At 69.5% G+C, this 14,471-nt stretch carries 10 protein-coding genes and 1 tRNA gene; 7 read left to right on the top strand and 4 right to left on the bottom strand.

Translation table 11 applies throughout. The annotated features are described in order from the left end of the window. Positions 1–14: 14 nt before the first annotated feature. From ACWDGI_RS30575 to ACWDGI_RS30545, 7 genes are all read left to right on the top strand, one after another. Complete coding sequence (locus ACWDGI_RS30575) at positions 15–998, top strand: fumarylacetoacetate hydrolase family protein (protein WP_450764476.1); 984 nt, start codon at positions 15–17, stop codon at positions 996–998. Beyond that, positions 995–1,957, top strand: coding sequence for a cyclase family protein (locus ACWDGI_RS30570; protein ID WP_450764474.1), 963 nt, complete (start codon positions 995–997; stop codon positions 1,955–1,957). Before ACWDGI_RS30575 ends, ACWDGI_RS30570 begins: the two co-directional genes overlap by 4 nt. Positions 1,958–2,133: 176 nt before the next feature. Further along, complete coding sequence (locus ACWDGI_RS30565; protein WP_450764472.1) at positions 2,134–3,297, top strand: FAD-dependent oxidoreductase; 1,164 nt, start codon at positions 2,134–2,136, stop codon at positions 3,295–3,297. Continuing rightward, complete coding sequence (locus ACWDGI_RS30560; RefSeq protein ID WP_450764470.1) at positions 3,294–4,304, top strand: amidohydrolase family protein; 1,011 nt, start codon at positions 3,294–3,296, stop codon at positions 4,302–4,304. The genes ACWDGI_RS30565 and ACWDGI_RS30560 overlap by 4 nt, the downstream gene beginning before the upstream one ends. 13 nt (positions 4,305–4,317) lie before the next feature. Next, the gene (locus ACWDGI_RS30555; protein ID WP_450764468.1) at positions 4,318–5,256 is read left to right on the top strand and encodes a VOC family protein; all 939 of its coding nucleotides are present in this window, start codon (positions 4,318–4,320) and stop codon (positions 5,254–5,256) included. 107 nt (positions 5,257–5,363) lie between these two features. Next, positions 5,364–6,335 (top strand): fumarylacetoacetate hydrolase family protein, encoded by a 972-nt coding sequence (locus ACWDGI_RS30550; RefSeq protein ID WP_450764466.1) that lies wholly within the window; start codon positions 5,364–5,366, stop codon positions 6,333–6,335. Positions 6,336–6,398: 63 nt separating this feature from the next. Then, positions 6,399–6,788 (top strand): hypothetical protein, encoded by a 390-nt coding sequence (locus ACWDGI_RS30545; RefSeq protein WP_450764464.1) that lies wholly within the window; start codon positions 6,399–6,401, stop codon positions 6,786–6,788. On the opposite strand, the gene ACWDGI_RS30540 is transcribed toward ACWDGI_RS30545, so the two are convergent. The 4 genes from ACWDGI_RS30540 to ACWDGI_RS30525 form a co-directional block, all read right to left on the bottom strand. Next, the gene (locus ACWDGI_RS30540) at positions 6,785–7,759 is read right to left on the bottom strand and encodes an expansin EXLX1 family cellulose-binding protein (RefSeq protein ID WP_450764462.1); all 975 of its coding nucleotides are present in this window, start codon (positions 7,757–7,759) and stop codon (positions 6,785–6,787) included. The genes ACWDGI_RS30545 and ACWDGI_RS30540 overlap by 4 nt on opposite strands. Before the next feature lie 265 nt (positions 7,760–8,024). Further along, positions 8,025–10,850 carry a galactosylceramidase gene (locus ACWDGI_RS30535; RefSeq protein WP_450764460.1) on the bottom strand — a complete coding sequence of 942 codons (2,826 nt, stop codon included), beginning with the start codon at positions 10,848–10,850 and terminating at the stop codon, positions 8,025–8,027. Positions 10,851–12,361: 1,511 nt separating this feature from the next. Continuing rightward, positions 12,362–12,446 (bottom strand) — tRNA-Leu (locus tag ACWDGI_RS30530). Positions 12,447–12,916: 470 nt separating this feature from the next. Then, positions 12,917–14,470, bottom strand: a complete 1,554-nt coding sequence (locus ACWDGI_RS30525) for an aldehyde dehydrogenase family protein (RefSeq protein ID WP_450764459.1) — start codon at positions 14,468–14,470, stop codon at positions 12,917–12,919. Position 14,471: the final 1 nt, after the last annotated feature.

Raw genomic sequence — 14,471 nt, 5'->3', positions numbered from 1 at the left:
CAGGAGGAAATCTGATGGCAACGCTCGCGCAACCTGCCGGCCCGTTCGCGCTCGGCACGTTCTCCGCTCCGGACGGTGATCCGTTCCCCGGCCTCCTGGCGAAGGAGCGTGTACTCGATCTGAGCAACGCCCTGGACTGGGCGCCGTCCGCCCTGCGCGCCGTGGTGGAGCGGTGGGAGGAGACCCTCCCCGTCCTGCACTCTCTCGCGGACGACGACACTCTCGGCTGGCGGCCCCTGGAGGGCCTGCGCGTGCACGCCCCGATCGAGCCGCGCCAGATCTTCCAGTCCGGCGCCAACTACCGTCAGCACGTGATCGATCTGGAGGTCGCCCACCGCTCCCCCGACGACCCGCGCACGGTCGAGAAGGCGCGGGCGGAGATCGCCGCAGTGATGGATCGCCGGGCCGCCGAGGACCTCCCGTACGTGTTCATCGGCCTGCCGAGCGCCATCACCGGCCCGTATGACGACGTCGTCCTCCCATTCTGGGCCCGACAGCCGGACTGGGAACTTGAGTTGGCGGCCGTCATCGCCAAGGCCGCCCACCGGGTGTCTGTCGAGGAAGCACTCGACCACGTCGCCGGATACACGATCGCCAACGACCTCACCGACCGCGCCACCGTCTTCCGCCGGGACATGCAGGCCATCGGCACCGACTGGCTGCACAGCAAGAACGCCCCCGGCTTCACTCCGCTCGGCCCGTGGCTCGTCCCGGCCGAATCGATCGCGGACCCAGGTGACCTGCGCGTCACCCTCAAACTGAACGGCGAGACCATGCAGGACGAGTCGACCAAGGACATGCTGTTCGGGGTCGCCCGCCTGGTGTCGTACGTCTCCCAGACGTCTCAACTCCTGCCCGGTGACCTGGTGTTGACCGGCAGCCCGGCCGGCAACGGCATCCACTGGGGACGCCTGCTGCGCGACGGCGACGTCATGGAGGGTTCCATCACCGGCCTGGGCGTACAGCGCACCCACTGTGCGGCGGAGGCATCGGCATGAGCCTGGACCGCCACGACCCCGAGGGCGCGATCGCCGAGGCCGCCAAGTCGTACTCGAACTGGGGGCGTTGGGGCGAGGACGACGTGCTCGGCACCCTCAATTTCCTCGACGAGGCCAAGCGCCGTGAGGGGGCCGCGCTGGTCCGCCGGGGTGTCAGCTTCTCGCTCTCGCAGTCCTTCGACATGGACGGCCCGCAGAAGGGCTGGCGCCGGCGCACCAACCCGGTACACACCATGCTCGACACCGGCACCGACGCCGCCCTCGGCAACCAGGGCTTCCCGCACGGCATCGGCGGCGCCGACGACGTGATCGCGATGCCGTTGCAATGCTCCACCCAGTGGGACGGACTCGGGCACATCTTCGACCACGGCAAGGCCTGGAACGGCCGAGCGGCCGAGAAGGTCGTCACCTCCGACGGCGACCTCGTCACCGGCATCGAGCACATGGCCCCGTACGTCGCCGGACGCGGGGTGCTGCTCGATGTCGGCCACGTCTTCGGTATGGACGGCGAGTTGCCCGACGGATTCGCGATCACCGAGGAACACCTGAAAGCGACCGCCGAAGTCCACGGCGTGAGCGTCGGCCGCGGTGACATCGTGGTCGTCCGCACCGGACGGCTCACCCGCGCTCGGCGGGAGGGCTGGGACGAGTACGCGGGCGGACCCGCACCCGGGCTGTCGTTCACCACCGCAGGCTGGCTGCACTCCACCGAGATCGCCGCCATCGCGACCGACACCTGGGGCTTCGAGGTGCGGCCCAACGAGTTCGACCACGCCTTCCAGCCGCTGCACCAGGTCGCCATCCCCAACATCGGGCTGCTCATCGGCGAGATGTGGGATCTCGACGCCCTCGCCGACGACTGCGCCGACGACGGTGTCCACGAGTTCTGGCTGACCGCCGCGCCCCTCCCGATCACCGGGGCGGTCGGCTCCCCCGTGAACCCCATCGCCGTCAAGTAGCCCACTCGGAATCGCCGTCAGGAAACCCGTTCGGCCGCCGGATGCGCCCTTCCCGGACAGCAAGCGGCGCATCCGGCCCGCACCCCCGTCCCCACCCCTGGCCCGCGCTCCCCGGCGGGCGAGCCGCACCCCGCCGCCCGAAGCCGCGCGGCCCAACCCGGGAGGTATCCCGCGACATGGCTGACAGCCCCACCCTCCCCCGGCCCGAGGCTGGAGAGACGCCCACCGTCCTGGTCATCGGCGGGGGCGCCTCAGGAAACGCCATCACCATCCTGCTGCGCCACGCCGGCATCGACGTGGACCTGATCGAGGCCAGGCCCGACTGGAACGCCACCACCGGCTCGGGCATCACCCTCCAGGGCAACGCCCTGCGGGTCCTGCGTGAACTCGGGGTGTGGGAACAGGTGGAAGCCTCCGGGTACGCCTTCAGCTCACTGGGCGTGACCACTCCCGACGGCACCGTCCTGTTCGTCGCCGAGGACATCCAGACCGGCGGCGACGACCTGCCCGCCACCCTCGGCATGCAGCGCCCCCAACTGCAGCAGATCCTCATCGACGCGGTCCGCGCCTCCGGCGCGGGCATCCGCCTGGGCACCACCGCCGAGATCCTGGACCAGAACGGCGACGGTGTCTCGGTACGCCTCAGCGACGGCACGACCGGCCGCTACGACCTGGTGATCGCCGCCGACGGCGTCGGCTCGATCACGCGCGCCGCGATCGGTATCACCGACAAACCCGAGCCGACCGGCATGGCCATCTGGCGCATCGCCACCCCACGCCCCGCGAGCGTGACGCGCACCGACCTCGCCTACGGCGGCCCCGCCTACATCGCCGGGTACTGTCCCACCAGCGAGACCACGATCTACGCCTACCTCGTCGAGGCATGCCGCGACCGCGCCGCGATCGATCCGGCCGCCTACCCCGACGAGATGCGCCGCCTGGCACAGGGCTACGGCGGAGCCTGGCCCGAGATCACCGCGCACATCACCGACCCGAGAGAGATCAACTACACCTGGTTCGACCGCCTGTTGGTCGAGGGTTCCTGGCACCGTGGCAGGGTGGTGCTGATCGGCGACGCCGCCCACTGCTGTCCGCCCACCATGGCCCAGGGCGCTGCCATGTCCCTGGAGGACGCCCTCGTCCTCGCCGAACTGCTCGGCAGCGGACAGGACTGGGGCGACGAACTGTTCCAGGCGTACTACGACCGTCGCATTCCCCGGGTGCGCACCGTCGTCGAGGCATCCGTGCAGATCGGTCAGTGGCAGCTGGACGGCGTGCATGATGCCGACATGCCCGGGCTGATCGGCCGCACCATGACCCTCCTCAAGGAGCGCCCGTGACCGCCACCGCATGGTCCGCCCCGACGATCGACGTCCACGCCCACCTTCTGCTCCCGGAGGTGGAGGAGACCGTGGCCGGTCATCCCGGCCTCGCCGAGGCCCGTGCCCTCGACGCGCGCCGCAACGGCCCGGCCGCCCTGGCCGTGAGCGGCCCGATGGTCGGCGCCCGCGTGCCGAAACTGACCGACTCCGCCGTACGCCTGGCGGCCATGGACGCACAGGGCGTGGACATCCAGGTCGTCAGCCCGTCACCGTCGCACTACCACTACTGGGCCGAACCCCAACTTGCCGCGACAGTCTGCCGGTTGGCCAATGAGGGCACCGCGGCACACTGCGCGAAGGCCCCGGACCGACTGCACGGCCTCGGCCTGGTCCCGCTCCAACACCCCGACCTCGCGGTCGAGTTGCTCGACCACGCACTGGAGCAGGGACTGAGAGGGGTGGAGATCTCCTCGCACGCGCTCAGCCGCGAGCTGTCGGATCCGGCGTACGAACCCTTCTGGTCGCGGGCCGAGGAAACAGGAGCCCTCCTCTTCCTGCACCCCTTCGGCTGCACACTCGACGAGCGCCTGGACCAGTGGTACCTGTCCAACACCGTCGGCCAGCCCACCGAGAACGCCGTCGCCCTCTCCCACCTCATCTTCTCGGGTGTTCTGGACCGCCATCCGGGCCTGAAGCTAATCGCGGCGCACGGCGGCGGCTATCTGCCGACCCACCTCGGCCGCTCCGACCACGCCTGGCGGGCCCGCCCCGACGCACACAACTGCGCACGGGAGCCGAGCAGTTATGTGCGTCAGCTCTACTTCGACTCCCTCGTCCACGACCCGTACGTACTGCGGGAGTTGGTCCGCACCGCAGGCCCTGATCGTGTCCTGCTCGGCTCCGACTTCCCCTTCGACATGGGCGCGGACGACCCACTGGCCGCCCTCCGCGCGGCGGATCTGACCGACCACGACTTCCACTCCGTGCGCGGCGCGAACGCCGCCGCCCTGCTCAACCTCGCCTGAGGAGGAACCCCCCATGGGCAACCGTCTGCTCACGCACCTGCGGCACGTCGACCTCGCCGTGCCGGACTACGACAAGCAGCTCGACTTCTACTCCGGCGTCTGGGGCCTGACCCAGGTCGCCGAGGACTCCGGCATCTCCTTCCTCGCCGCCGAGGGCAGCCCCGAGCAGTACGTCGTACGGCTGCGCAAGGCCGGCGAGAAGCGCCTCGACCTGGTCTCCTACGGCGCCGCCTCAGCCGCCGACGTGGACACACTGGCCGAACAACTCCTCTCCGGTGGAGTTCAGTTGATCTCCCAGCCGGGCAAGGTGGACACGCCCGGCGGCGGTTACGGCTTCCGCTTCTTCGACGTCGACGGCCGCACCATCGAGGTGTCCGCCGACGTGGCGGTCCGACAGCACCGCAGGATCGAGGAGAAGGAGTCGATCCCGGTCAAGCTGTCGCACGTCGTCCTCAACTCTCCCGACCTCGACACGACCCGTGCCTGGTACGAGCAGCACCTCGGCTTCCGCCTCTCCGACACGCTCGGCCATCCGCACATCGGTGACGTGATGCACTTCATGCGGATCAGCAACCAGCACCACTCCATGGCCATCGCCAAGGGCCCGCACACGTCCCTGCACCACGTCTCCTTCGAGATGCGCGGCATGGACGAGTACATGCGTGGCTCCGGTCGCGTGATGCGGGCCGGCTTCCAGAAGATCTGGGGCCCGGGCCGGCACATGGCGGGCGACAACACGTTCACCTATTTCCTCGACCCGCACGGCAACACCGTCGAGTACACGACGGAGCTGGAGGTGCTGGACGAGGACACCTGGCACCCCCACGTCTACGACTTCTCCCGGCCAGAGGTCACCGACCAGTGGGGCACCGCCAACCCCATGAACGAACTGGTCACCAAGGAGTCCTTCAACGACGTCGACCGCGGCGTGTTCGTCGCCCCTCCGGTCTGACCCCGGTCGGGCCCCCGTCCGCCGGGGGCGCGGCAGCCCTGTCATGCCCTGACTCCCCGCCGCGTCCCCGGTCTCGTTCCACACGCCCCGCCGACAGGACCTCGCCCATGCGTTTCGCCACGTACGAGTACCGCAACCGACGCCAGGTGGCCGTCGTCGAAGGGGACGGCACGCTCTGTCCCCTGCCCGGTGTCAGCTCACTGACCGGCCTGCTCGCCGAGGGAGGCGGCCTGCCCGAACTGCTGGACGCGGGCTCCGCGATGCTCGACGTACCGGCCGGCCCGCACGTCTCCGACGTACGGCTGCTGCCACCGCTCCAACCGCCCACCGTGCGGGACTTCGTCACCTTCGAGGAACACGTGGAGGGTGTACGGCGGTCCGTGGACGGCGCCGCCGGTGTACCGGACCGGTGGTACGCGGCCCCCACGTTCTACTTCGGCAACCCCTACGCGATGTACGGACCGCGCGACGACATCCCCGTGCCGCCGGGGTCGGACGTGCTCGACTTCGAACTCGAGGTCGCCGCCGTGATCGGCAAGGAGGGCCGCGACCTCACCCCCGAGCAGGCCCGCGACCACATAGTCGGCTACACGATCTTCAACGACTGGTCCGCCCGGGACCTGCAGTCCGCCGAGATGAAGGTCGGCCTCGGCCCCTGCAAAGGCAAGGACACCGCCACCACGCTCGGGCCGTACCTCGTCACCGCCGACGAGTTGGAGAGGTACCGCGACGCGGACGGCTTCCTGCGCCTCGCGCTCACCGCCGAGATCAACGGCGAGGTGGTCGGCAAAGACCTTCTCTCCAACATGAGTTGGACCTTCGAGGAGATGGTCGCCTACGCCTCCCGCGGCACCGTCGTCCGCCCCGGTGACGTCCTCGGTTCCGGGACCTGCGGCAACGGCGGCTGTCTCGCCGAACTGTGGGGCGTACGGGGTGAGCAGTCCCCGCCTCCCCTGAAGCCCGGCGACACGGTCACCCTCACCGTCGAGGGCATCGGGTCCGTCTCCAACACCGTGGCGGCCGGCCCGGACCCCACGGCCGTTCCCGTCGCCCGACGCCGCACGCGGGAGCGGCCGTGAGCGATCCCCATTCAGGATCCCATCTTCGCGGCCCGACTCGGACTGACCGACGCGGCAGGGGAGATGGTCGAGCACGGACTTGCCGACTCCCACCGGCGCTTCCCCACCTTCTGGGGCCCCCACTTCGACTGGGCACCCGATTTCAACCACGGAGGCAGCGCATCGATCGCGCTGCAGGAGATGCTCCTTCCGTGTGACGGCCGGACCATCCGTGTCCTCCCTGCCTGGCCACGAGACTGGGACGTCGAGTTCACACTGCACGCCCCCTACCAGACAACGGTCGGCGGCGCATGGCGCGACGGCGTGCTGGAACGTCTGACGGTGACGCCGGCAGAGCGGGCCGCCGATGTCGGCGTACACCTGCCGATTGCCGATAGCGAAGCCACCCGCTCGCGCGGACGACGAGAACGGGCAGATCCTCGCTGTCCGCCGCCCCATGTGGCGTGGGTTTAGTGCTGGGCGAACTGGACGCTGGTGGGCTGGACGACGTTCGGCCGGATCGCGGTGCCGTTCACGGTCAGTCGCTGCCCGTAGATGTCGGTGATCCTGATCGCGCCGCCGCAGCCGGTGCCGTCGCCGGAGAGGAAGTAGTTGTAAGAGGTGCGGCCCAACTGCCGCCAGCCTCCCGAGGTACGGACCTCCAGTGCCGCCACCGGATTGCGGTGGTTGAGGACCTGGATGGCACACCAGTACTGGCTGGAGCCGGTCTTGTAGCGGACCGAGAGGGTGCCGGGGTTCGCGGGGCTGACCAGGTTCCAGGTGATCGCGATCCGGCCGAGATGGAGGTCACCGAGTTGGGAGAACGCCTCGTGGCTGAGATCGATCTGTCCGGGCGCGCAGGGCAGCGGGCACTCATTGGTGATCCGGACAGTGATGGAGCGGCCGTTCGCCGCCCGGACGTGCACGTACGCCCCGCATGCCCTGGCCGTCTCGTAGTCGGTGGTGTTCATCGCCCCGATCATCATGGTGGAGCTGGGACCGAACCCGCAGGCACCGTCCCCGACGCCGGCCTCGTAGGCGGTGGCGACACCTTGGTAGTCGGTACCGGGCTTGATGCGTCCGGCTAGCGAGACCGTGGTGGACCCAGCGTTCGCCAAAGGCGTGGTCTTGGCCGGGGCCGGTACGGGCTTCTTCTTGACGGTGGTCCTGGACGGCTTCGGGGAGGCGGTCGCGCTCCGGGACGCCGACGGGCTCGGGGACGCCTTCCCCTTCGCCGACGGGGTGGACAGCGTCTGCGCCGCGTCCGACGTCGCCTCGCCGGCGGCGACGGTCGTGCTCGCCGCCGGCTTCGCGTCGGACTTGTCGTCGGGCAGCAAGGCCATCACCAGGCAGACCACCACGCTCGCGGCGACGAGTGTCAGGGTGCCCAACATCAATCTGCGCTTGCGCCTGCGCTCCCGCGCGACCTGCCTCGTTGTGCTCATGTCCGTCCGTTCCGTGGAGGAAAACCGATGGTTCACTCCTCAGTGGCCGCCGCACGCGAAAAGGTTGCCGGGGAGGTGATTTCTTCTTTGCCTCCATGTCCGTCCCTCACGCAGAACGTCCAGGCCGCAGGGAGCACCGCCACGGGTGAGGCGAACACGGATGTCGGGATCCCTCGGTGAGCTCCCCTCATGCCATGCCGAAAGTCCAGCGGGTTCCGTCCCCCGGCACGGGGCACGGAACCCGGGACTGTGCGTCTGCCGAGCGCTACGTGGTCTGCGCGCCGGCTATCGAAGCCCAACTTGCCTTGGACGCCGAGTTCTTGTTGCCGGTGACCGTGACCTTGAGGGTGTGGATCGCCGACGGGTCAAGGTTGTTGACCGTGAACACCGGAGCCGTCGCACCCTGGGGGGAGTTGCGGTACAGGTCCACCGAGGCCGCCGCGCCACCGTCGACCGAGACGGAGACCACGCCCTGGCTGTCGTAGACGATGGAGTCCAGGGTCGCTCCGCTGCCCTTGAAGGTCAGCGTGGCGGTGTCACCCGCGGTGTTGGACCAGGTGTTGCCGCCACCGCTGGACCACGAACCGGAATACTGCCATTGGCCGGTTCCGCTGCCCGTGATGCTGTACGGCACGCTCTGCGGCGTCCCGACGACGGCGGATGCGATGGAAGCCCAGCTTCCCTTCGAGGACGAGTTCTTGTTGCCGGTGACCGTGACCTTGAGGGTGTGGGTCGCCGTCGAGTCGAGCCCGTCGGCGGTGAACACCGGAGCGGTCACACCTTGCGTGGAGTTGCGGTACAGGTCCACCGAGGCCGCCGCGCCACCGTCGACCGACACGGAGACCACGCCCTGGCTGTCGTAGACGATGGAGTCCAGGGCCACGTAGCTGCCCTTGAAGGTCAGCGTGGCGGTGTCACCCGCGGTGTTGGACCAGGTGTTGCCGCCACCGCTGGACCAGGAACCGGAGTACTGCCATTGGCCGGTTCCGCTGCCCGTGGTGCTGTACGGGACCGTCATCGTCTGCGAGGTACCCGCGAGCGGCTTGACGTCCAGGTTGGCGAACTGGCCGCCGGCGGTGTAGCTGCCGGTGAACAGCCCGACCTTGCCGGCGTTGTAGGACCCGTCGGTGACAGTGCTGACGATCGTGCCGTCGATGGCACCGGTGATCGACGCGCCGTTGACGGAGAGGGACAGGTGGTGCCAGCTTCCCGTCCCGGCCGCGCTCGGCACGGTGCCGCTCGCGAGGGTCACGACGTTGTCCGAGAAGTCCGAGCGGGTGACGGACCAACCGCCGTTGTCACGCAGCGAGAACCAGTAGCCCTTCACCTTGGAGGGGTCCTCTCCGTTGTTCTGCTGCTCTCCGGCGTTCTGTACCCGTGCGGCGATGCCCGCAGATCCGGAGACCTTGTTCATCACGTCGGCGGAGACCTGGTAGTTGGTCCAGTTGACGCTGCCGCCCGCGGTGTACGGGCGGGTGTCGGAGTTGAAGCCGCCCCATTCCAGCGGCCGGGCCGGCGTCTCCTGCTGTACGCAGTTGCCGGATCGTCCCACGCACGGCTGGATGTCGAACGCGCCCTCCATCGTGGCGAGGTAGCGGGGCTGGCTGCTCTGCGCCGAAGAGGAGAAGTCGTCGCTGTAGGGCAGCGGCAGGTCCCCGGCGGACGGACTCGTCGCGGTGCCCTTGCCCTGGCCCGTCGTGGTGGTGAAGGAGTAGGCCATGTCCGGCTGCAGGGTCACCGTGACGTGCCCCGAGCTGTCGGGGGTGACGTCCTGGTTCTTCACGAACCAGGTGGACGGGTCGCTGGACGAGAGGTTGGTCGACCAGACGTGCAGGGTGCCGGTCGACAGTCCGCCGCTGACGCCGAACGTCACCGTCTGGGTGCCGGAGGCCCTGGTGGTCTCGATGATCGTGGACCAGTCACGGTTGTTCGGAGACTTCAGAGTGACGTAGCTGCCCTGGGTGTAGGACGAGCCGCCGAGGTAGCCGGAGCCGTTGTCCAGGTACTTCCAGCCCGGCTGGGCGAACTGGGTCGTGTGTGCCATCGCCCAGGTGGAACGACCCACGGTGTAGGACCCCGACGACGGCTGGTCGGCGGTGATCAGGCCCTGGCCGCGGAAGGACACGTCGGGGTAGAGGCTCGCCACGATCGGCCAGTTGATGTTGGCGACCATCCGGCCCTGCAGGTAGACCAGGTTGTCGGTCCGAGCCATCGGCGCTCCGCCGTCCTGGAAGTCCAGCGAACCGTTCTCGCTGGCCCACAGCGGCAGTCCGAGCCCCCGGGCCGTCGCGGTGCTGGTGCACTGGGTGTAGGAGCCGGAGCCGGTGTAGGGGCTGCACGGGTAGTGGTTGCCGAGCGCCACGGCGGACTGTTTGAAGGGCGGGTTGCTCGCCATGGCGTCGGCGGTCGACCAGCCGGAGTCGTTGGCGTCGGCGGCCACCACCTGCACGCTGCCGTAGCCGTTGTTGTTCAGGGCGGTGCGCAGCTGCGGGAACCAGTTGGCGTCGTAGCCGTGCTCGTTCCAGCCGCCGACGTAACTGATCGTCAGGCCGTGCTGCTTGGCGCAGCCCAGCCAGTCGAGGACGTACCGGATGCCGTCGGCGTTGTAGAAGGACGATCCCACCCACGCCGGAGCCGACCAGGTCAGCCCGTACAGCTTGATGTTGGGATTGCGCTGCACGGCCTGCTCGCCGAGCCAGAACTCGTACCCGACGTTGCAGTCGATCTTGCCCTTGGTCTCCTCGAAGGACGGTTCCGCGCCGGAGGTCGAGTTGCCCGAACCGCCGGTCTCCAGCTTGAGGATCTGGACCTGTGCGCCGAATCCGGGCTTGAACAGGTAGTCCAGGACCTGGCTGCGCTGGGGCTCGGGATAGTCAGCCAGCAGGCGGCTGTTCCCCCCGCCTCCGCTGATCGCGCCGTCGCCGTCGAATGTCAGCCCCGGCGACGAGCCGTCGACCGAGACGGTGGTCGCCGATGCGGCCACCGCCGGCGCCGCCGACACTCCGACCGAGAGCCCGGCCGCCAGAACCATCCCGCTCAGCCCGGCCAGCCAGCGGCGCCGCGCCGCTATCCGCCAACGGATTCTTGCCATGAACGTCCTCCTGAGGACACTTTCACCAATTGAGATCGCCCTTTGCGGGCAGCTACGCGCCTGTGGGCGGGCAGCTGTACGACGCGCCGGCGGGCAGTCCGGGGCCGCGCCCGGAGACCGGGCACGGCGTCGACTGCGGCTCAGCCGGGACTCCGCCTCTGGCTGGAGCCGCCGTTACAGGTCCACGGCTGGACGAGGGCGCCGTTGGCGGCCGACGCACCGCTGACATTGCGCCTGACGAGCTTTGGCCTGCGCCGGCTGGAGGGTACGCAGCGGCTGACCAGGACTGGTCCCCGCGTTCGCGTTGTTCTCGCCGGGGACACGTGGCAGATCGTGTTCGTGCCGGCAGTTACCGTGGGCGCCCACGCGAGGCCGGCGATGAGGATCACCCGGCAGCGCAGATGGAGCAATGATCTGAACATGTCAGCATCTTTCGATCGTAGGTGCGGCCGTTGGCGACCGTGCGACACGTTCCGTCCGCGAGAAGGAGGGGCGCCCCCGCCGCACGCTCCTCCCGCTGCGGCTGCTCACACCGACGGCTTGATCCCATGACCATCACATCCAACGAGATGGCGCACAATCAAACGCGAGACACAGGAAACTGCCTCACAACCGCACAGTCAATAGTCCCGACATCACCTGCTAAGGCAAGGCGATACGACGCCGTCGCTCAATCGAGAGATCCCATGTAAGTCACATCAGTTAACTGCCGCGACTCTTGACCGGCCCTTCCGGCAGGACCATGATTCCGACTGTTCCAGCGAGTGGAGCGTAAGACGACACACTGACGACCAGGCCACCCGTCACGACATCCATCCCATGTATGAATCCACTGCCGTTTCCTACGTCATCAGTAGGCCTTCCACGGGGAAGTGGTGCAGTGCAACAAAATCAAACATCAGATCCGCGCACCAGAGTCGGCGACTCCGCCACTCCCGGGCCAGACATGGGTGCGCGCCCGTCCCGACAGCCTTGTAGTCACGAACCGCCAGGGTTCCGGGTGCGACGGGCACCCGGCAGGACGACGAGGCGGCGGGGCAACGGCCATCGACGTCCCCACACAACGGGTGCTTCCCACTCCGCCGGAGCGGCTGGCGGCGTGCGCCTGGACTGGCGTCACGACGCGGAACGGACAAAGGGAACGCGGAGCTGACAAGGGAGGCGGACGGCGGTGCCTCTACGACGGAGTCGCCGGTGCCGGTCGTGCGGTCACGTCGGCGGACGGATAGGCAGGTGCCTGTCTGTGCGCGGGGCCCGTGAGGCGTAACTGCGTGGGGAATGGGGTCATCGCCGGTGCTGCGAGGGTGCCTGCCCCGCCGGAGGACCTGAAGGGGAGCCCAAACGGGAAAACCCGGCGGTCCGTGTGGAATCGGCGGCTTGCTGCCGCTCCTGCGACAGTCCGAGCCAGGCGAAAAGGCGGAACTGTACCTACAGCTGGGGCTGCGCCTCACATACGACCACGACAAAGAGATGGTGTCGGTCGAGGCTCGACCAACACCATCCAGAGTTTGTGTCCGAGGGGGGACTTGAACCCCCACGCCCGATAAAGGGCACTAGCACCTCAAGCTAGCGCGTCTGCCATTCCGCCACCCGGACCAGGTGTCTGCCACCTGACCGGGGGTGTTCCCCGCGGCGACAGGGACAACAATACCAAGCTTTCGGAGTGCCTTTCACCTGCGTTTCCGTCGGCATATCCGCAGGTCGGCGCCCCCTCACGGTACGTACCCGACCCGCTACCGGCTCAGTTCGGCGGCGGCCCCGACCGTACGCCGAGTACGCCGGGTACGCCGGGTACGCCGACGTGCGGACCGCGCCCGGGGCGCCGCAGGACACCGTGGGGGGCGCCGCACGACACCGTGGGGGTCGCCGCTGGGCGCGCCCAGTGCCGGACGCGCCCTGCGCCGGACCGGCCAGGATCCGGCGGAGATCATCCGCTCGGTCCAGGTCCGGGTCCAGGTCCGGGTCCCGGCGTCGTACGACGACCCGGCGGCGACCCGGGCCACGGTCGCCGCCCCGCCCCCGCCCCGTCCTCGCCCCCGCCCTCGCCCTCGCCCTCGCCCTCGCCCTCAGGGCATGAGCTGGTACTCCGGGAAGTTGCCCGGCAGCCGCTCCCCCGCCGGCCCCTGCGTCACCGCGCGCACCAGCAGTTCGCCGCCGACGAAGGCGCCCCGCCAGGACGCGCCGAAGCCGCCGAACAGTTCGTCCCGGTCGCCTCGAGAGCGTGGCTTGCCGTGGCCGACCTTGAAGGCTCGGATCTGCGGGGCCAGCCTCGCGAAGGTGGCCTCGTCGTCGGTGGAGAGCGTGGCGACCAGCGCGCCGTTGGACGCGTTCATGGCGGCCAGCAGTTCGGCCTCGGTGTCGACCAGGACGATCGTGTCGACCGGGCCGAACGGTTCCGCGTGGTGGAGCGGGGAGGACCGGGGCGGGTTGAGGAGAGTGACCGGGTGGACGTACGACGACGTGTCCTGGCCGGGCAGGAAGCGCGCGTCGGCCGGCCGGCCGCGGTGCAGTGGGACGGCGCCGCGGTCGACGGCCTCGGCCACCTGGTCGGTCAGGTCCTTGGCCTTGGCCGCGTTGATCACCGGCCCGAGGTCCAGCTCGGGCAGCGGGTCGGCGGGGTCGCGGACCGCAAGGGGGTGGCCCACGCGCAGCCCCCGGACCGCCGGGAGGTAGGCGGTCAGGAACTCGTCGAACAGCTCGCGCTGGACGACGAAGCGCGGGTAGGCGGTGCAGCGCTGTTTGCCGTAGTCGAAGAGCTTGGGGACGACGGCGGTGAACGCCTCCCAGCCGGTGAAGTTCCAGATGCCCCAGGTGTTGAGCCCCTCCTGTTCGAGTACGTGCCGTTTGCCGAGGTCGGCGACGGCGGTGGCCACCGCGGCCCCGGTGTCCCGGCCTCCGACGAAGGAGACACAGCCGATCTCCGGCGCCCGCACCAGCACCTCGGAAAGCTCGCCCCCGCTGCCGCTCAGCAGCGTCACCGGCAGGCCCTCCCGGGCGGCCAGCGCGCAGGCCAGGGTGAGACAGGCGACGCCGCCGTCGGTCGGGGTCTTCGCCACCACCGCGTTGCCCGCCAGGGCCTGGACCAGTACCGCGTGGACGAGCACGCTCATCGGGTAGTTCCAGCTGGCGATGTTGGACACCGGGCCGTCCAGCGGGGCGCGCCCCGCGAGCATCGGCCCGATGCCGTCGACGTACCAGCGCACCCCGTCGATCGCCCGGTCCACGTCCGCCTGGGCCGGCCGCCAGGGCTTGCCGATCTCCCAGACCAGGAGCAGGGCGAGCAGTTCGCGGTGTTCGGTCAGGGCGTCCAGGGTGGCGGCCACCCTGGCCCGGCGCTCGTCCAGCGGGACGTGCCGCCAGGCCCGGTGCTGGTCGAGGCAGGCGCGGACGGCCCGGTGGGCGGTGCCGCGGTCGAGCCGTGGGGCGCCGGCGATGGGGCTGCCGTCGACGGGGCTGGTCGCGGGCAGCGGCCGGCCGTCGGGCTGCCAGGTGCCGGTGTGGAGGTTGAGGACCCGGTCGTCCCGGAAGGCCTCGGGGGCGAGAGCGAGACAGCGCGCCCAGGCGTCGCTCCACGCGGTGCCGGGCTTCTGGATCAGAGGGATCGAAGCGCCGAGGGCCATG

It is taken from the genome of Streptomyces sp. NPDC001220 (genome assembly GCF_053597895.1).
The sequence above is the reverse complement of the archived record's forward strand: the minus strand, read 5'-3'. Positions and strand labels throughout refer to the sequence as shown.